Here is a 20,683-nt window from a genome sequence, read left to right as displayed (position 1 = left end):
TTTCGCGGAAAGAAATCTAAGATCATGATTATAGTTATTAGCTTGATGATTTGCGGCATTATTTTAGGATATGCCTTTAAAGAGAGAAATTTGAAGTTTGTACAAAAACTTATTAATTATGCTATATTTCTCCTCTTATTTCTTTTAGGCATCACGGTTGGTGCTAACGGAGACGTGATGAATAATCTCGACTCTATTGGATCAGATGCCTTACTTATTACCCTCGCAGCAGTCACTGGAAGTGTATTATGCGCATGGGGTGTTTATCGTTTTTTCTTCATGACCACCAAATAAATACATTTACATGAAAGGTAGTATAATTATTGTTTCTTTCTTTGTCGTAGGAGTATTACTTGGACGATTCGTTGACATTCCAAACTTGTTAACAGCAGAGGAGCCCACGCTCTACGCACTGTATGCACTCATGTTCCTCGTAGGAATCAGTATTGGGAGTGATAAAAAAGCTTTAGAAGCACTAAAACACCAGAACTTTAAAATTGTCCTAGTACCATTGGCAACCATTATCGGAACTCTAGCCGGCTCCGCTTTAATCAGCCTGGTCATTAGTGGTAAAAGTCTTACCGATTGTCTTGCGGTAGGCTCTGGATTTGGATATTATTCCCTTTCTACTATTTTTATCACTCAATATAAAGGAGCAGAACTGGGTACGATTGCCTTGGTGTCTAATATTCTCCGTGAATTAATTGCTCTATTAGCCGCCCCTTTGCTCGTTCGCTATTTTGGTAAACTAGCCCCTATTTCTGTGGGAGGAGCGACCACCGCAGACACCACACTTCCGATTATCACAAAATTTTGCGGGAAAGAATTTGTAATCATATCAATCGTTCACGGAATTACGGTCGATTTAAGCGTCCCATTTCTAGTAACATTTTTTTGTACGATATAAAACAATTAACTATATACCAAGAATATACTCCCAATCAATATTCAAACTCGACCTATTATTAAACGTTCATTTTTTGATATCAAAAGTAATAAAAATAACTTTCTCTCCAATTTAACGCATCGTTTTTTTATTAATTGATAATTAGATAGTTCAAAAAACATTTTTCCAAACAAACGGAACCATCTCATATATTAATAAACGAACCATTATAGAGAAAATAAGGCTACATAAACTTAATGAAAAGAAGAGATATTATTAGAGGGATACAAAAAGAGGACTGAATAACATTTTATTGTTAGACAGTCCCAACTTTATACACAAAACTATCTTACCAAATCATACTTCTGATCCATCCCTCGTTCATTAATATTAATCCCTTCTTTCATCCAGCGAGGCATCGGGATATCTTTCAAATAATGATCAAAGAACTGTTGCAGACGAATCGTCCAATCCACTTCAGCCGGACGTGAAGTTAAAAAATGTCCTTGTCCCATATAATTCAACATCCAAACCGGACGCTGCAAGCGCCTCAAAGCTAAAAAAAGATTACGTCCATCATAAAATGAGACAGCCTCATCTTGATCACAATGAAAAATCAAAACCGGAGTATGTATCTTATCGGCAAAAAGTAAAGGAGAATTAGCAATATAGCCATCTAAATCTTCCCATAAGGTTGCTCCCATACGACATTGCCAGTCCTCAAACATAAACATATTCGGCTGACCGCTTCCTTCACGAAGAGCCGTATACACAGAGGTTAAATTCACTGTCGCCGCCCCAATATTCACGCACTTAAACAAATCTGTTCTAGAAACGAGATAAGCAACTAAAAAACCCGACCAACTATGTCCCTGTAAACCGACACGACACGAATCAATAATTCCTCTATCCGCCAATGCCCGAGTTCCACTAACGACTGCATCATAAGCACTCTCGCCCGGTTTTCCAATCTCGATATAAACGTCTGGCTGAAAAACAACATATCCCCTGCTGACATACGTTGGAATATCTATCATAGCTTGACTCAATCCGGGGACGGGATGTATATGTAATTCCGAAGAATGTGTTTCATAAAAAGTAACAATAGTCGGATAACTTTCATTCTTATCGTATCCATCAGGCAAATAAAGGATTCCTTGATTATTTTTACCCTTGTAATTTGTCCATTCCACCAATTGAGCAGAACCCCATTTATAATTACATTGCTGGGGATTAACGTCAATAACCTTTCTTAGACGACGCCCTTGTCCATCACATACCCACAAATCTCGATCATCTGTATAACTCTGTTTCATGCACAACATAGTATTGGCATTTTTTGCCTCTTGAACAACAGAAAAAGCAAAATTCCCTTGAACCAACGGAATTAACTTCCCATTGGCAGATAAATTACCCAACCCTTGATTCTTATTTTTCCAATCAAACATCTCCACCTTATTATCCCGTGATAAATCAACGGATAACCCATTTCTACCGGGATCTAATAACCGCAATATGGTATTATTCTCACGTCCTTCTCCCTTTGTCCAACAATACGATTTCTGAATTTCATCCAAATGAATGACCCATATATCAAAACGATCATAAACAATCGCATTCTTCCCATCCCTGCTCCATCCTGCCAAACCATAGGGAGGTGCTGGATTAGGACGATCATATAGCTCATCATACAAAGCAAAGGGGATAACATCTGTTAATATATTTTGTTGCTTTGTCAATGGATCTACAACAACCCACGACAATTTCGTATTATCAAAATAAAGAAGATGATTTCCTTGGGGACTCCAATGAACAGACCGTGTCAATTCTTTCGCCAACAAATGATGGTCCCCATTTCTCAAATCCACCAGGTAAAGATCAAAACGTTGATCATGCCTCCAATCCTTCTGCCCTAAATAAGGCTTTTCATCTTTTTCATAAGCAAAAATAGGATTCTCTCCTTCTGCAACATATAGCCCCGAATGATTCTCCTCGCAAATTTTATAATCTTTCCCGTTTTCTCTATCATATAAATACATTGCAGGCTGAGACCGCTTTTTATAAAAACCTCCTTTAGCCTGTTCAGAAGGGACCACCGGATCATGCCAACTCCAAAGCTCCAATTGAAAACTTTCATCCTTCACTTGCTTTTTAGCTTTAACCCTTTGTACTCCTTCTTTCCGATACATAAATCGTTTATTTCCTTCGAGGAACTGTATTGAATATTTATCTAATGACAATTGTGCCATTTGTTCAGCTCCAAGAATCTTTTCTACATTTCCATCCGTCAAAGAAAAAGTGTAATAATCTTGTTTCTCTTTATCATTTGTGTCTGTACAAACAAAAAAATTCCCTTCTAGTTTCCCCTCATAAAAATAAAAGTTATCTAAACTTCTCGTTTTATCCACATAGAGCACTTTCCCCTCGCTATTCCCGTCTCCTCCATAACGCAACACGTATCCTTGATCTTCTTGATGCACGCAAATCACCTTCCATTGGTCACCATATAAACAATATTGGAGAACACCGGTTAATATCGTACTGTCACGCTCGGCCACATTCAAAATAATCAAGCGATCATCCTCCTTGTAGGCCACCTGTGGAACAACGTAATTCAATTCTGCATCCGCATGTATATGAATCTCAAACCCATCTTTTAATCGATGAGCGACACGAACACTTGTTCCATCCCCTCCTATTCTGAAAAAAGCAATCCAATTTCCCCCCGCAAAAAATTCGGGAGAATCAATATCCCTTAAGATACGGATTCTCCCTGACTTTAATTCATAAAAATAATAGGTATTGCAAATAAGACTATTTAACGAGTCATTATCATAAAACATGTATCGAAACTTTACCCATGCTCCGTTATTTGCTAATTCATAATTATCAACACGTCGCCATTGCTTATAAGCTTCTTCATCTAATTCTCTCTTTTGAGAATAACCAGACAACGTTATCACAAATAAAACAATTGAAATAAAAATAACACGATACATATTCATCTGTCTATCACAATAAAAAACTACTTCTGAGCATTAACACGTTCTTTGATAACCTTTGAATTCAAGTACAAAAAGGCCAGACGGGGGTTCGCCTCTTGCACAACCAAACATAAAGAATCGGTGGTTAATTGACCTATCTTCTCTTTTGTTGCATACTCGGTCTTGCTTCCATCCTCTGTAACCTCCAATCCTTTCACGATAAGATAACCATCTTTTATTTCCCAAGATTTCAATTCCAAAGAAGGAATATTAATTGACTCACAAACACCACCTTTTTTGAAATTAAAACCTTTCAATTCGCCTGTAGATTGATATGTATACGGATTACACCATTCACCGACAATTGCTTTTTCCATTTCCTTTTGAGGATCACTTGCACAAGCAAAAGCAAACAAAATCAAACTAATACATAATAACTTTTTCATTTTTTCCATTTTAAATTTAAATTATATTTATCTAAACACATGATTTATTTCACAAAGTCATATTTCTGGTCAACCCCACGCTCATTCACATTAATTCCTTCTTTCATCCAACGAGGCATCGGAGTATCTTTCAAATAATAGTCAAAAAATTGTTGCAGACGAATTGTCCAGTCAATCTCTGCCGCCTTATTATAAAGGAAATGTCGGTCTCCCTTGTAATTCAACAACCACGCAGGTTTATGCAACCGTCTCATTGCCAAGAAAAGATTTAACCCTTCGGAATACGGCACCGCCTCATCCCCATCACAATGAAATATTAACAATGGAGTCTGAATCTTATCCGCATAAAAAATTGGCGAATTCTTAATATATGCCTCCGGATCATCCCAAAGTGTCTTTCCCATCCGGCTTTGCGTTTCCTCGTACATAAACATTCGAGGCATACCACTTCCCGTTCGGATACCAGTGTAAGCTGAGACCATATTAGACACGGCAGCTCCCGGACTAGCACATTTAAACATATTGGTTCGTGTCACCAGATAAGCGACCTGATAACCAGACCAGCTATGCCCTTGTACTCCAATGCGATCCTTATCTGCAATACCACGATCAATCAACATTTGAGCCCCACTGACCACCACATTATAACAACTTTCACCTGGGGTTCCTACAGTAAAATGTACATCTGGCATAAACACCACATATCCGTTACTCACATAAGTTACCGTATTAATCATCGCACTACTCAATGAGGGAAGTTGGTAAGTATGAATATCTCCTGTGTGAGTCTCGTAGAAATTTACAATTACAGGATAACGTTTCGTTGAATCATAATTCTCTGGTAAATACAACAAACCCCGATTCGATTTTCCCTCAAAATTCGTCCACTCTACCAATTGCACGCTTCCCCACAAATAATTTTCTTGCTGAGGATTCGTGTTCGTTATTCGTACGGGATGTGTGAAATCATTCTTACTCCACCAAAGCTCCCGGAATTCTGTATAGCTTTGTCGAGTAAACAGATAAAATTTACCATCCTCAGACTGTTGGTTAAAATACAAATCATAAGCTCCAGACATCCGTTTTTTTACTTTCCGGTTAGGTGTCAACACATAAACACCTTGATCCAAAGTCTTCCGATCCAAACCACGCAATAAAATATCCTGTTTCGGATTAATCCAACGTATCTCTCGATTCGCTTTCAACAAACGCAAAGAAATACCATGTTCTCGTCCCCAACCATCCGTTAATGAATACGTGGGTTGTTTACCAGTAAGATCCACCACCCACATATCATATTTATCATACAGGACAACTTGATCTCCACCTGCCAACCAACCTACAATACCATAAGGAGCCGCAGGTTTCGGTAAGTCATGCTCTTCATTATACACAGCAAATCCTATCGGTGTCGAAACATCTGTCAATTCTCCCGTTTCCGGATTCAACTTATACCATACCTTCTTCTCGGCATGATACAGCATGGCATATTTTCCATTCGGACTCCACACGGGCCGTTGCCGAAAATCTTTAAATAATAATGTCCGTTCACCCGTTTCCAAACTTACTAAATACAAGTCAGCCGTTACACCATCCCGCCAATCTGTAAGCGCCCGATAAGGAGTTTCATCTGCAATAATAACATGACTATACGCGTCACAATCCGGCTGATACATTTGATCCATATGGGGTGGGGCCACTAGGACGCATTTTTTTGTATCCACATGGTACACGTATTTAGGCACCTTCCGTCTACCTCCCCCTGATCCATACGACTGTCTACTCTGTGAAACTTCATCATCCCATTTCCACAACTCCAACTCAAAACTCTTATCCGGTTTCGCTTTCGGCTTCCGTGCCTCCGACTGCTGTAATCCCACGTCCACGAATATATATTTTCCATTATTGAAAACAGAATAAATTCCTCCCCGAACTTTATACTCATCCGACACAATCACCTCTTTTGTGTCCATCACCAACCGATACTTCCCATCTACCACTGAAAACATATATAACAAATCCGGTTCACTCAAATAAGAAGAATCCGAAGCCACCGAGAACACGCCTTCCAGCCCCCCTCGGTTCAGAGAAAAATTAGTAACAACAGCCTTTTCGTCATCATAGATAACCCGATGTTGCCCTTGTACCGGCCCCACTCGTAAAGATTTCTTCCCGTTAGCATTTTGAATGTAAGCCACAGATTTATAATCATCTGCAGAAAAATAGTTTTCCACACTATCTATTCGTACAGAATCTCCTGTCTCGAAATTCCAAACAATCAACCGACGAAGTGCCCGGTTCTTACCCTTCTGATCAATCGGGTAGGAATAAGAAATCAAGGGAGAATTGGGAGACTCTCGAAAACCATAAGGTTTATCCCAACAAGTCTTTCTCATATCCTTCAAGGATAGCAAGAAAAGAGAATCTTTTTTTTCTTTCAACGTATCAAGTGGAGAAGGCTGTACCACGTACCTCAGTCCCTTTCCCCGGTTAAAAAAACTCACCTCCCGAACATTCGGCAACTCATATACCTTACCAGACGTCATGTTTCGTAAATAAGTAACAGGAACATCCTTATCATGTCCTTCCTGATCAATATAAACAAAACGATAAGTTACCCATTTCCCATCCTCCGACATCTGTTGCCCCTCCACTCTTCGCCACAATTTATAAGCCTCCATATCCAAAGGCTTTTTTTGAGACATACAGTCTGCAATTCCAATAAATAGCAGACTGCATAAAAACATAATACCTTTACTCATTTAGATCAATGCTTTTTCATGAAGTAATCGATATCTCCTTGATAATTGGCAGAATCATCTCCCAACAAATATTTGGCAAAATGGAACCACATTTTCCGTTCAAAGAAATCACCATTTTCTCCAAAGAAACCATGCGTACTACCAGGCAATACAATCATATCAAAATTTTTTCCGGCCTGAATCAAAGCTTCCACAACCCGTAAAGTATGCGAAGGATGTACAGTCTTATCCATATCGCCCGTCACAATTAATAATCCTCCCTTATAATTCTTTACCAATTCTTGATTCGTTTTACTCTTCGTCTCGAAAGTAATCTCCTCTCTATCTCCATTCACGCTATCCTTGACGACTCGCTTATTCTCTTTCACCCCGTAATGAATTTCGACAAAACCTTTATTATAAATATTATTGTCATGATTTCCAGCAGACGACACCGCCGCACTATAAAAATCAGGATAAGTCAACAAAGCCGACGTAGACATAAATCCACCTCCGGAATGACCAAAAATACCTACTTTTTCCTCATTTATAAAAGAATAACGTTCTGCTAATTGTTCAATTGCATATTTATCATCAGCCAAAGGATAATCCCGCTGGTTGCCATACCCATATGTATGGTAATATTTACCTCTCATAGGCGTTCCTCCCCGATGTCCCAAAGAAACTACGATAAAACCGACCTGGGCCAAACGAGTATTTAAATCATCATTTATCGTGAAACGAGTTTGCACGTATTCAAAAAACGGTCCTGGGTAAACAGACGAAATAATTGGATAAATTTTCGTGGAATCGAAATCCGCTGGTTTCCACATCACACCATAAATATCCGTTACCCCGTCAGCAGCTTTCACTTTAAAACGCTCGGGCTTTTTCCAACCGAAAGCATAAAGGCTCTCCAAATCCGCTTTCTCCAAATCCAGAATCACTTTTCCTTTCCGGTCACGCACCACGTTGACGGGCTCCATGTCCACCCGGGAATAACAATCCACAATATACTTGCTTGATGGAGATATATCCACGTCATGTGAAGCATTTTCCGGGGTCAACAATGTTATTGCATTAGCCTTATCCAGATCAGCACGGTAAAGGACATAATAGTAAGGATCAATCTCTTTCTCTTTTCCCAAACCTATAAAATAAATCTGTCGACGGGCGGTATCAATCTTCATAATCGGTCCGGCCACCCATGCCCCAGATGTCACTTGATTTTTCAAATTACCATCTTTATCATACAAATAGTAATGTCCCCACCCACTACGTTCTGAACGGAAAAGGATCTCGTTTCCATCATTCAAGAAATGAATTGCTCGCATTTGATAATCTAAATAAGGCTTGTCAACTTCATGTATCAACACTTTCACCTCTCCCGTTTCCGTATCGACTACACAAATCTCACATTCATCCCACGTTCTCTTGTAACGTTGAAAATAAAGTCGTTTTGCATCATTACTAGCATACAAAATATCTACATATTGATCTTTCCAACGATCAATATTAATCTTTTTTACCTCCCGAGTATCCGCATCCCCGATTAATAATTCGAATTGAACCACGTTTTTATCACCCGCTAATTCTGCCTTATAAGTTTTCAGGCGAGGACGAGGCTCTGCTAAAGCATCGATCAACCACAAATCCTCCACCTTACGGGAATCGTCTCGAACAGCGTAAAACTTGTGTCCCGTCTTAAACCATTGGGCAGAACATCCCATACGTTCATCCACTTCGCCTTCATCCTCTCGATTAAAAGTATAATAACGTTCTCCGTCAGTCGTTAATTGCACTTCAGTCGTGTCCTTACCTTTACTCGCATTTCCCACGATATAGAGATTATGCCGCTTAGCAAACAACATATAAGAACTATCCTGACAATAATACATCCAATAAGGATTATACTTCGTCCGCCCCTTCTGCTTTTCTTCTAGTTTTAATTCTTTCGTTTTGATATTATAAGTAAAATCTTTTCTATCAAACCAAAAACGAATAGTTTCCCCATCCTCATCGAAATCAAGATTCAATTCTAAATCTTTGTGATTGTATCCCTTTTTAGTGATCTCACTGATTTTCATTAATAGCTCTGCATTGTCGAAAAGCAAACGTTTCTCTTTCTTAGCCGGATCAACTAAATAATAGTTTTTCCCCTCACTCGTGCGGAAAGAATACCAAAAACGATCCGTGTTATTAATAAAACAAGGATTCACTTCCAAGCTATTCTTCGTCAAAGGCATTTGTGTTATACGCCGGAAACGTTCGGCAAGCTCATAATTCGCTTTTTGCTGCCCGAATGTTCCAACAGAAACAAGCAGAAACAGACTAATAACTAATTTCTTTAACATATCCTATTTATCAGATTTCTTGTATTGTTCAATTTCATAATAGTAATCCCCGGTATTATCCTCCAACAGGAGACGGGCAAAATGGAACCACATCTTACGCTCATAAAAAATATTCTCCTCTCCACTGAAACCATGATTCGATCTCGGCAGCATAATCAAATCAAAATTCTTACCGGCCTTAATCAACGCATCCACCACTCGCAAGGTGTGAGCCGGATGTACGTTATCATCCATCCAACCGTGTACCAACAACAAACCGCCTTTATAATTCTTCGCTAATTCCATATTCGTCCCCACTCTAAATTTAAAGGTCGATTCGGTCCGATCACCATTCACGCTATCCTTAATCACTTTCTTTTCCTCCTTCACGCCGTTGTGAGTTTCCCCCCACCAGTGATTGTAAATATGGTTATCATGATTTCCTGCGGATGACACAGCTGCTTTATAAAAATCCGGATAGGTACAAATAGCGGCAGTTGACATAAATCCTCCCCCAGAATGGCCGTAAATTCCCACTTTCGTCACGTCAATAAAAGAATAACGATCAGCCAATTGCTCAATCGCATATTTATCATCCGCTAACGGATAATCCCGCAATCTCCCATGACTATAAGTGTGATAAAATTTCCCCCGCATAGGTGTTCCTCCCCGGTGTCCCACGGCAATTACGATAAATCCTAACTGGGCCAAACGGGTATTTTCATCATGAATCAATCGAAACTGTGTTGGAACGTATTCATAAAAAGGGCCGGGATACACGGAAGAGATAATCGGATAAACTTTCGTCGAATCAAAATCAAACGGTTTCCACATCACCCCGTAAAGGTCTGTCATTCCATCGGCAGCTTTCACCTTAAAACGCTCCGGCGCTTTCCACCCCATCTCTAACGCCCGGCGAATATCAGGCCTTTCCAATTCCATAATCTCTCTCCCATTCCGGTTTTTCAACACGATACGGGGTACCATATCCACCCGCTCGTAAATATCCACAAAATACCTGAAAGATTTCGAGAAATGCACTTGATGATTCGTATTATCGAAAGTCAATTGTGTCAAGCTCTCCGGCTTATCAATATTTACCCTGCATGGAATATAATAATAGGGATCAATATTTTTATCTTTCCCCAATGCATAAAAATAAAGTGTACGTCCCACCGTATCGATTTCCGCACAAGGTCCTGCCACCCATTCTCCGGAAGTAATGGCATGTTTAAAATTCCCCTCGTTATCGTAGAGATAATAATGTCCCCATCCCGTACGCTCGGAACGATAAATAATATCTTTCCCGTCGTTCAGGAACATAATATTCGCCATTTTATAATCCATGAAAGGTTTGTCTATTTCATGAATCAACACTTTCACCTCTCCCGTTGCGAGATTGGCTACACAAACCTCTTGTTCGTCAAAAGCCCGGGTTTTCCGTTCAAAATAAATCTTATTACCATCTTTCGAGGTGTAAAGTACATCCACGTACTGGTCTTGCCAACCATTGATATCGATCGTTTTCACCTCTTTCGTTTCCACGTCAATAACCGTTAACTCGTATTTTTCCAATTTCTGGTCCCCTGCCATAGCATATTTGTAGGTTTTCAGTGTGGGACGGGGATCTGTCATCACATCCACCAAAAACAACTCATCCACGTGTCGGTTATCACAACGTAATGCATACACTTTTTTTGAATCCTTCATCCACACAGCTATGGGTGCCGTTGGAAAAGTATCTGCCGCAATCTCGTCCTCGTCCTTGGTGTAAGAAAAATATCTCTCCCCATCTGTCGTCAACTGCACGATCGTGGTATCTTTCCCTTTATCCTTATTACCCATAACATAGAGATTATGCCGTTGGGCAAACACTATATATGTACTATCCGGTGAATATTTTTTCCACGAGTCCCCAAATCCCTCGTTAATCACGGTATCCAATTTCGTCACGTCCTCTGTTATCATATTATAACGATACTTGCGCTTTTCAAAATTGAACGTAAAAGAAGTCCCCTTTTTATCAAATTTCAACTCTTGAAACGTGAAATTCTTTGCATCACACACCCCATGTGTTTCCTGATTTAAAAATCCAAACAATTTCTCCGGGTTAAACAGTAAGCGTTTTTCCCCTTTCTCTGGATTCACATAGTAATAACGTTTTCCCTCTTCTGTCGTGAACGAATACCAAAAACATTCCCCGTCATTGATATACATAGGGTATATACTCATGCTATTTCCATCCGCTACCCGAAAATTACTACTCGTGAAACGGTCTGCTAACTTAAAATTTGCTTTTTGTTGTCCCCACAACAATGAGGTCATCGTCAAACCGACCAACAAAAAAAATATCTTTTTCATACAAGTAAAAACAAACAAACATACAACATCTAAAATAAACCCCGCCTCCCCGCATGACGGGCAAGCGAGGCTCATCTAAGCATTAACTTCCATCAACCAAAATTATAAACAAGTTCCTTGGAATAGGTTAGCGCCACTTCCCCATTTAGGAATAAAATCAACTACTTCCACCATCTCCGGATCTAAAGTCTTCAAGTTTTCTTTATACACACTCTTGTACACAAACCTTTCTTCTTCCGAACGTCTCACTTCCAACACTTCAAAAGTCCCGTCTACCATTAACACACCAAGTAATATGTAATCCAACTCCGAGATATAACGGATTTTTATGGATTGAATCTCTACAGGCGCCGTGTAAAAATGCTCGCTAGACTGTTGCCCTGTTCCTTCCCATTCCATACCACACCCGTAAAGTTGGTTTCCGGCAGCAATAAATAACCACTCATAATCGTCATAAGTATTTGGATCATAACCGTAATTGTAATGGAAATAAACAGCATCCTTAAAATTCGTAAACATCGACTGATCTGCAAATTCTCTCACTTGAGACTCTTCTAAGCCTATAAAATCCGCAGCATCTTTATGATCACCAAAAGCATATCGATGCCATACATAAGTTCCATTTTCCAACTTCAATAACGATAAAAGGTAATCGTAATCACTGACAAAACAATCCTTAATACGCTTTCCTTTAAACTTTTGAAACAAACTCATATCAAACTCGCCAGCGGTGTTATTCCGAATCTCCAACTTCCGTCCAACCTCATTCTGCGGATTAATAATAAAAGTACTATTATCCTTACCCGCATCATCATAAAATGCCCACATTGTTCCTTCTGCATCGATAGCAGGTACTACATCTATATGGTAATCATTATCAGCCTTCGATGTCTGAATTAAAGATGTAAATTTCATCCCATTAAATGCTGGATCATCGTTATAACGTCCTGAATGCAAATCCGTCAACACGTTAGCAACAGCATAATATAACAAGCCATCTTCCGCCAATAACCATTTACTTGTTTTTGAAAGAGCGGCATCTTGGATAACTAAATTTTCCGGAAGAGTACCCATAAATTCATCAAAAGGACGCCCCGCATAAGTTAATGCATTACCACTTAATTCAACAGGACCACTTTCTTGCAACACCATAACTTCTGAATTTTCGGTTGAAACATAGTCATTATAAGAAAATTCTTCAACTAATTTTATCGGCCCCATTCCTAATTGTTCTCCAAGTCCAGTCGCAAATTGTACATGCAACAAAGAATCCCGCCATCTATCATAACCATACTCATTAAGATAATGAATCGTTTGCCTTTTCGTGATTAACATATCTAAGCGACTGGCACCAGAAGCCGTACGTCCCAAAAACAACCAACCCAATTTATACAATGGAGTCACATTCATGATAATCGCTTCCGGGAAAGCCACTCCCGTTTTATTATCAATAGCATTAAATATCAATTCGTATTCTCCGTACACATCTGCTGTAAACGTATAAGAAGCGTGAGTAGACACCTCTTTTCCATCCAACAACCAAGAATAACTCACGTCCGGATTCAAAGAGTCGATAGATAAACGGACTTTAGGTGTTAGTGTCACTGATTCTCCAGGAAATAATGAATAACTTGCGTCAACTCCCTCTATTTTCCAATTCTGATACTCGTTTATCTCCTTGTAATCCAAGTTTGTCTTATCATCAATACAAGACACGGCAATAAACACCGATACAAATATAAACAATATATATTTCATAACTTTTCTATTTAAATTATCCTGCAACAGGCACAGTTATTACACGCCCATTCTCATCTCTCTTCGGCTCTCCATTCACCCTTTCGTACTCTTCCAAGGTATATTTCAATCGGATAGCATACTTCTTCATCACATTCATATCCGTTCCGTCAAACGACTCCCCACCTTTTTCTAACTCCTCTAAAAACATGATATATTTCGTCTCTGAATACTCACCCAAATAAACTTTTTCCACAATATTAGTTGGTCGATCTACCGTACCATCGTTACGACTCCACCAAATAGGAATCTCCAATTTATCAGACACGTAAAATTTTGCTATTTGGTAATCTCGATCCCCTTGTTTTACATTCTCACTATTATCTATTTTCAAAAACAAACGGAACGATTTATCATCCAATTCATCAAAATTATTGAAGAACTTCACTTGTATCGTATCAACATCCTGGCCGGGGGCAAACTCACATACCTCCGGTAACTCATAGGCTGTCCCTGGAAGTGTGGTCGAATCTGTCGGAGAAATTGTGAACTTTCGAGGCTCAGTCAAATAAGCTCCATGAATTTGTACAGGAATCTCGGCAACAATTTCCCCATCCGGGTACGTTTTGAAAGAATACACAGCACTATCCTGTGTCGAATTGTTCACGAAAGATATATACACAGTATCCCCGTTATATAGTTTTATTTCTTCTTTCGAACAAGCTCCTAAGAAAAACAGGAACAATATGATCGAATAAACATATATTTTTTCCATACACTTTACGATTTTATTTAAGATTTGTTTCTGTATCCGGTACCGGCCAAATCACATACTTCGCTTCAATCGGCACAACCTCGTTCCCCTCAAAAGGTATATCTTTTTTCAAACGTTTATATAAATAAAAAATTTGCCCTTCCCCGATCCACTCTCTACGCATATCATTAATCAACACATCCATAAAAGTCCCCTCAGTAGCATTATTCACTTTATCCAACGAAAGGCTATTATAAGAAGCATATCGAGATTGTTTCACCGCCCGCAAATACCCCTTTGCTTCATCCAAGTTTTTCTTATAAATGGCCTCTGCCGCAATATAATATACCTCTGACATACGCACCAATGGTACTAAATAATTACTTATATTAGCTGCTGTATTATCTGCATCATATTTTTCATATTTACTGAAACGGTACTCGCCTGAACTATTATTCTGCCATTTCTTATAGCGCATATCCTTAGTTCCTTCCCCTTCGAATATCTCATCCAGATTAGTTGTTATCAAATAGGTATGTTTATAAGGGCTAGGATCTGTCAAATTATTATAAACATTTATATACTCGATTACATCCAATGACTCCACTCCCCAAAGTACATCTCCATACAACTTGATATCTCCATCTTTAACGCTACTATATTTCACTGTAAAGCTATTTGTCGCCGTGTTGTAATCAATCAATTCTTTGGCATATTGATACGCCTCATCTACCCGTTGTGCATACAGGCAGACCCGTGCAAGAATAGCCGTTGCGGCATGATAATTTAACCGATAACCTCTCTTGTGGTCCAAGAAAAAGTCATCGTCCGAAGAACTCGTTTCGAAACGTCTTTGCGCCGTGAAAGTTGTTGCAGAATCAGCCTTCCATAACAGCTCTCGTGCCGCCTTCAAATCCCGAATTGTACTATTTAAACAACTATCCACGGTCAACGGAATAGATACGTATGACGGGTACTCTGAAATGTATGGGATATACTTCGTTGCCCCAGGATTCATTGCCGGAGAAGCAGCAAATAATCGCAACATATCAAACTGGATAAAAGCCCGAAGTGCAAGCGCCTCTCCCCAAATCATCTTCTGTTCTCGCTCTTTATATGCAAATTTATCGGAGTCCTCTTTCGAGATATTTTGGATCAAATTATTACAATTGGCGACCATCTTGTAAGCACTCTCCCAGATAGATTCAATCTCCGGCTCCAATTGATCATTATCCCAATTATTCAAATATACACCATAATAAAACATAGCAAGAGCTCGATTGCCACTACCATAAACACTGTACGTCGTGTAAGTACGCCCAAATACATCTACAAGTCCCCAAGTCAAATCTTCTCCATATAGGGTCTGACCACTCATACCATAATAAATACCATTCAATGCGTGACGATATCCATCTCCGCTAGCAAACATATCGCTCTCATCAAGTTCATCCTCCGGTTTCACATCCAACCAACTGTTGCAAGAATATGCAAACAGCACTAAAATCAACAATGATAATAATCTATATTTTCTCATAACTTTTCCCATTTTAGAAAGTGGCTCTCAAAGAGAAATTAAACGTGCGGGCAAACGGATAACTCGTCCCCCGTTCTTGTCTTACCGTAGACGCTCTGAAAAGATCGTTCGTACTCAACTCTAAGCGCAACATTTTCAGACGTATCTTCTTCAACCAATCCGTGTTAAAGTCATAACTCAACGTCAGTGCGCTTAATGACAATTCATTATCATCTTGCACGAATCGAGAGGTAGGCATTGTTGAAGTGTTCATATCCTTAATGTTTCTCAAAGGAGCAATATCACCCGGTTTCTGCCAACGTTGAGTCAACACCCGACGATCCACATTACTATTCTCAATGTCGGCATTCTCAACCCCATCCACCAAGGTCTGGTTATACGTCTGTTTTCCCCAATCGTATGCAAACGAAGCAAACAACGTCAAATTTTTATACGTCAAGTTCACTCCAAACGAACCACTTGCTTTAGGCTCTTCATCACCCACGCGAACCGTTTCAGTAGCTTTCCAAAGTGAAGAAACAGAACCATCTCTATACAAGAACAACTCGTTACCCGTCATCGGATCAATACCTAGAGAACGAATCGCAAAAATAGAGGTCAACGAGGCTCCCTCTTCATATTTCATTTCCGGTTCGGAATATTCCGATCCATAGGCAGATAAATTAACATTACCTTGCGCATCTTCTGCCGCCTCATACTTCTCATTAACTCGATCATTATAAGCACGTAAAGCATCCGAAATTTTTAAAATTTCATTTCTATTGTGATTCAAATTACCCCACAACGATACATTCCAATCCTTATCCTTATACACGTCAAAACGTACTTGAATATCAAATCCCTTATTCAATGTTTCCCCTAGGTTATCTTTATAAGAAGTGAATCCAGCCGACGCAGGTAATGACACGTCCGTGATCAAATCTACCGTCTTGTTGTAATAATAATCAAAATTCAACGAGATACGTTCGTTCCAAAACTGCAAGTCCGTACCCATATTCAACTTATTCGTCGTTTCCCATTTCAAATTATGATTCCCTAGTGCTTTTAACTGTGTTCCGAATCCGGTCGCATACCAACGGTCATTTGTTGCATAAACTGTCTTGGCTGAATACGACGGGAAATTCACTTTACCCGTCTGGCCGTAAGACACACGTACCTTCACCTGATTTATCATGTCATTATCTTTCAAGAAACTATAATTATGGACATTCACCCCCACCCCGGCAGACCAGAACGGCGCCCATTTTTGATCTGACCCGAACTCCGATGAACCGTCGAAACGTACGGATAAGTCAGCCAAATAAATATCATTCCACGTGTAGTTGGCACTCAACAAGAAACCAACCAACCGTTTCAAACTCTCGCTCTTACTCGGCTTCTGATAAATCTCTGCCGCATAGTTCGGAGAGTGAAACGCTCCCGACGGGAATCCTCTGTAATGAGCGGAAGTAGATTCCGACTTTGTGGACTGAGCGTTTACAATAGCCGACACGTTCAGATTGTGCAAGCCCAACGATCTCGAATAATACAATGAGAACTGCGTATCCCATTTAGTGTTATCACTACTGGTCGTATAAAGGTCCCCCAATAAAGAAGAATTTGTACTAGTACTAGAATTCGCCGTTCTAGCCGTAGCATTAGAAGATTTGGGATCAATAAAACGTTCCGTTCTCCCCATAGTCTTTGTCAATGCTAATTGTCCTTTTAATGTTAAATAATCATTGATAAACCACTGGAACATGAATTGTTCAATAATTTCATCCTGTTTATCCCAGTTATAATTATTCAATTTAGCCTCGTAGAACGGGTTATTCAACGAATTGCCACTCCGATCTCTTGAAAATTTAAGCTGTTGTACCAAAATTCCGTCATCATCATACAAACGATCATACGGTTGCAAATGTGCGTAATCAGAGAAACTTCCATAAGGAGAATCTGGTGCATCCGTGAAATTATACGAAATTTTATTCAATACCTGCAATTTATTCTTCAATCTCCAATCCACCGTGAAACCCACGTCCACGTTATCTCGGTATGAACCTTTCATCACGCCATTCTCATTCGTGTACCCTAACTCCAAATTATAACGTAAATCGACATTACCACCCTCTATCGACAAACTATGCTTATGATTCACTGCGTTACGCAAAGGTAATGACAACCAATCCGTATTAACCCCTTTCTGCACGTTCACCAAACGCTCGTTATAAGCTCTGATTGCAGCTTCTCGATTAGAATAATATCCGTTTTCTGGCTCATAAATCCCCGCAGCCTGCTCTATCTCCAATTTCTCCCGGGCATTAGCCAAATTATAATCTGATAAATCCGGCAAAGAAAGCGATCCCGTCAAATTGTAAGAAATCGTCACTTCTCCCGGTTTCGGAGCTCTTGTCGTGATCACAATCACACCATTAGCTGCACGTGAACCATACATCGCCGTAGCGGCAGCATCCTTCAATATATTAATCGTTTCCACCCGGTTCGGATCCAAGTCATACACTTTCTGAACGCTCACCTCAAATCCATCCATGATAAAAGTCGGCAAATTCGGATTATTCTCCAAAGATGATTTTGACAATGCATCCTTATCCAATCCTTTCACACCAATACCCGACCGTCCCCGGATATACATCTCAGGCACTGCATTCGGGTCTGATCCCCAAATATTACTCTTCTGTATCCGAAAAGAAGGATCAAAAGAAGCCAAAGCCTGCACAACATTCGTCGGAGAAGCTTTCAGTAAATCTTCCCGTTTCACCGAGATAGAACTACCCGTAAAACTCTCTTTTTTTACATTAGCATATCCAGTTACAACAACCTCTTCCAAGTCTTCGGTATCCGGCAACATTTTAATAAAAATCTCCTTACCCAAATCTTTTATCTTATTCACATCCACCTCGTGTGACTTCATCCCCACAAAAGAAAAAATCAAGACCAGCGTATCCTGTTTGGGCAATTCAATTTTAAATTTTCCATCAATATCCGTCACAACTCCAACTGCAGTACCCTTCAAAAGTACAGTTACACCCGGGAGGATCTCTCCTCTATCGTCAACGACTTTTCCCTGCACTGTTACTTTTTTCACCTCATCTTTTTTATTATCCGGAGTAATTACAATCAGATTGTCAACAATCTTAAAAGTATACTTCGTCCCTGTCAAACAACTCTTCAGGATCTCCTGAAGAGAGGCATTAGAGAATGAACGTGTAATTCCGGTCACTCCTTTAATCTCCTCATCATTATACAGAAACTCGTAACCTGTTTTTTGTTTTAGAACATTCAAGACTTCGCTCAAAGACTGTTGTTCAAACCGAACTGTAATGCTCTGCTGGCTGAACGCATTTTCGCCCGAAAATGCCAAATGTGTAAGCAATAGCATCATCATCATTAGCTTGCAGACTAATGATCGTTTGCTACCACCTAACATGCAGTTTTTAATTTTTCTTTTCATTGATAATTTTATTTAGGTCATTTTTGCACACATACACCCGGACGTTTCGGCAAATTCTTTGAATTTGCCTCTGGCCCAAGCAATTGATGTTTATTAAAACTTAAAAATTCAAACACAACACTCCCATTCAATGAAATTATTTTCCATTGTTTGAGACACATCATTTTGTTTTGGAGAAAAATCAAGTATATTTGTGAAATCCCCTTTGGGTTTATTTTAGTACACATTTTTGTAAAGTCGGAGTTGCAGCTTCGGCTTTACTATTTCACTACTTCTCCATTACTGTCACTGTTCTACCCTTTACATCAAATTTTATATTTGTTGTTAAACTCAATAATTCCAACACATCAGCAATCTTGGCATAACGAGGCAAGTAACCGGTAAAATGATAATTTTTGACAGCCTCGTTCATATAGAACACATTTATCGTGTACCAACGAGAAAGTTTCGTCATAATCTCCTGAATACTTTCACTTTTAAACCGAAAATTCTCATACATCCAAGTCGTGTACACCTCAACATCCACTTCCCTCACGTTCACTTCTCCATCTTTTATAATCGCCTGTTGACCAGGCTTCAAGATCGTCTGTTTCCCATCCATATCAATTTCAACCTTACCGGTAGCCAACGTCGTTTTAGATGTTTCGTCTCCCTCGTAACTATTCACGTTAAACGAAGTCCCCAAAACCTTCACCGCATAATCCTTACATTGCACGATAAAAGGCTTGGACGGATTTTTAGCCACCTCGAAATAAGCCTCCCCGGACAAATACACCAAACGCTGCTCGCTATTAGCAAAACTTTCCGGGAAACGAAGTTCCGTCTGCGCATTCAAATACACCCGGGTTCCATCACCCAACACAATCTGATACTCTCCCCCTCTTGGAATCTCGACTTTATTATACCTTATTTCTCCCACACTTTCCTCCAACTGTCGATCTGTAAAAACAACCTCTTTTCCGTTATTTTCTGCCAAAGAAGTAACGAGATCGACCTGATTCAATGAATCCAAATGATAGACGTCTCCTGATGCGACAGTTAGTTTAGCAATGGAACGCCCCGGAGTAATCTCTTCCACCTTGGCAACCGGAACAACAGTAGCCTCTTCCTTCAACAAGAAAGCGATTGCCACTCCCAAAATAACCACAACAGAAGCCGCAACTTGATATACCCTCATCAAACGTTTTCTCTTTCTCCGGACTGCTTTTTGTTTCACGATCTGCCATGCTCCACCAGCATCATAAGACAAAATTTTTTGAATGTCTTCATATTGCATCTCTTCATCCTGAATCCGGGCAAAAAGAGCTTTATGAGAATCGGCCTCTTCCAACCATGCATCTAGCTTTTGTTGTCCTTTCTCATCTATTTCATTCCGCAAATAAGCTAATATTATCGCGGCAATGTCATACGGATATGTGTTAATACTATTTTTCATACATTATTATTACACAAC

At 39.6% G+C, this 20,683-nt stretch carries 12 protein-coding genes; 2 read left to right on the top strand and 10 right to left on the bottom strand.

The features are described from left to right. The first annotated feature begins 24 nt into the window (after window positions 1-24). Window positions 25-294, top strand: a complete 270-nt coding sequence (locus I2I33_RS10515; RefSeq protein WP_087422597.1) for a LysO family transporter — start codon at window positions 25-27, stop codon at window positions 292-294. A gap of 10 nt (window positions 295-304) precedes the next feature. Next, a complete protein-coding gene (locus I2I33_RS10510) occupies window positions 305-907 on the top strand; it encodes a lysine exporter LysO family protein (RefSeq protein ID WP_087422596.1) in 603 nt (200 codons plus the stop codon). A 323-nt stretch (window positions 908-1,230) separates the two neighbouring features. Here I2I33_RS10510 and I2I33_RS10505 read toward each other — a convergent pair whose 3' ends face one another. From I2I33_RS10505 to I2I33_RS10460, 10 genes are all read right to left on the bottom strand, one after another. Further along, the gene (locus I2I33_RS10505; RefSeq protein WP_162613877.1) at window positions 1,231-3,849 is read right to left on the bottom strand and encodes a prolyl oligopeptidase family serine peptidase; all 2,619 of its coding nucleotides are present in this window, start codon (window positions 3,847-3,849) and stop codon (window positions 1,231-1,233) included. Between the two features lie 62 nt (window positions 3,850-3,911). Continuing rightward, entirely contained in the window at window positions 3,912-4,316 is a 405-nt protein-coding gene (locus I2I33_RS10500; protein WP_087422609.1) for a lipocalin family protein, read from the bottom strand. Window positions 4,317-4,360: 44 nt separating this feature from the next. Beyond that, window positions 4,361-7,078 carry a S9 family peptidase gene (locus I2I33_RS10495; protein WP_087422594.1) on the bottom strand — a complete coding sequence of 906 codons (2,718 nt, stop codon included), beginning with the start codon at window positions 7,076-7,078 and terminating at the stop codon, window positions 4,361-4,363. Between the two features lie 5 nt (window positions 7,079-7,083). Continuing rightward, window positions 7,084-9,411: a S9 family peptidase gene (locus I2I33_RS10490; RefSeq protein ID WP_087422593.1), complete on the bottom strand. Its 2,328-nt coding sequence runs from the start codon at window positions 9,409-9,411 to the stop codon at window positions 7,084-7,086. Between the two features lie 3 nt (window positions 9,412-9,414). Then, window positions 9,415-11,751, bottom strand: coding sequence for a S9 family peptidase (locus I2I33_RS10485; protein ID WP_087422608.1), 2,337 nt, complete (start codon window positions 11,749-11,751; stop codon window positions 9,415-9,417). A gap of 102 nt (window positions 11,752-11,853) precedes the next feature. Next, entirely contained in the window at window positions 11,854-13,509 is a 1,656-nt protein-coding gene (locus tag I2I33_RS10480; protein ID WP_087422592.1) for a PKD-like family lipoprotein, read from the bottom strand. Window positions 13,510-13,525: 16 nt separating this feature from the next. Continuing rightward, window positions 13,526-14,263 carry a DUF4843 domain-containing protein gene (locus I2I33_RS10475; protein WP_087422591.1) on the bottom strand — a complete coding sequence of 246 codons (738 nt, stop codon included), beginning with the start codon at window positions 14,261-14,263 and terminating at the stop codon, window positions 13,526-13,528. Between the two features lie 13 nt (window positions 14,264-14,276). Next, a complete protein-coding gene (locus tag I2I33_RS10470; RefSeq protein ID WP_162613876.1) occupies window positions 14,277-15,779 on the bottom strand; it encodes a RagB/SusD family nutrient uptake outer membrane protein in 1,503 nt (500 codons plus the stop codon). A 13-nt stretch (window positions 15,780-15,792) separates the two neighbouring features. Further along, a complete protein-coding gene (locus tag I2I33_RS10465; protein ID WP_087422589.1) occupies window positions 15,793-19,230 on the bottom strand; it encodes a SusC/RagA family TonB-linked outer membrane protein in 3,438 nt (1,145 codons plus the stop codon). 268 nt (window positions 19,231-19,498) lie between these two features. Continuing rightward, a complete protein-coding gene (locus I2I33_RS10460) occupies window positions 19,499-20,665 on the bottom strand; it encodes a FecR family protein (RefSeq protein ID WP_087422587.1) in 1,167 nt (388 codons plus the stop codon). Window positions 20,666-20,683: the final 18 nt, after the last annotated feature.

This window comes from Butyricimonas sp. BSD2780061689_150309_C8 (genome assembly GCF_015560935.1).
Classification (GTDB): domain Bacteria; phylum Bacteroidota; class Bacteroidia; order Bacteroidales; family Marinifilaceae; genus Butyricimonas; species Butyricimonas paravirosa.
This window is presented reverse-complemented; position numbering and strand designations above follow the sequence as displayed.

Bases quoted from the DNA above. Each gene is read 5' to 3' on its own strand.
- I2I33_RS10515 (WP_087422597.1), top strand. From the start codon at position 25: ATGATTATAGTTATTAGCTTGATGATTTGCGGCATTATTTTAGGATAT.
- I2I33_RS10510 (WP_087422596.1), top strand. From the start codon at position 305: ATGAAAGGTAGTATAATTATTGTTTCTTTCTTTGTCGTAGGAGTATTA.
- I2I33_RS10500 (WP_087422609.1), bottom strand. From the start codon at position 4,316: ATGAAAAAGTTATTATGTATTAGTTTGATTTTGTTTGCTTTTGCTTGT.
- I2I33_RS10495 (WP_087422594.1), bottom strand. From the start codon at position 7,078: ATGAGTAAAGGTATTATGTTTTTATGCAGTCTGCTATTTATTGGAATT.
- I2I33_RS10490 (WP_087422593.1), bottom strand. From the start codon at position 9,411: ATGTTAAAGAAATTAGTTATTAGTCTGTTTCTGCTTGTTTCTGTTGGA.
- I2I33_RS10485 (WP_087422608.1), bottom strand. From the start codon at position 11,751: ATGAAAAAGATATTTTTTTTGTTGGTCGGTTTGACGATGACCTCATTG.
- I2I33_RS10480 (WP_087422592.1), bottom strand. From the start codon at position 13,509: ATGAAATATATATTGTTTATATTTGTATCGGTGTTTATTGCCGTGTCT.
- I2I33_RS10475 (WP_087422591.1), bottom strand. From the start codon at position 14,263: ATGGAAAAAATATATGTTTATTCGATCATATTGTTCCTGTTTTTCTTA.
- I2I33_RS10470 (WP_162613876.1), bottom strand. From the start codon at position 15,779: ATGAGAAAATATAGATTATTATCATTGTTGATTTTAGTGCTGTTTGCA.
- I2I33_RS10465 (WP_087422589.1), bottom strand. From the start codon at position 19,230: ATGAAAAGAAAAATTAAAAACTGCATGTTAGGTGGTAGCAAACGATCA.
- I2I33_RS10460 (WP_087422587.1), bottom strand. From the start codon at position 20,665: ATGAAAAATAGTATTAACACATATCCGTATGACATTGCCGCGATAATA.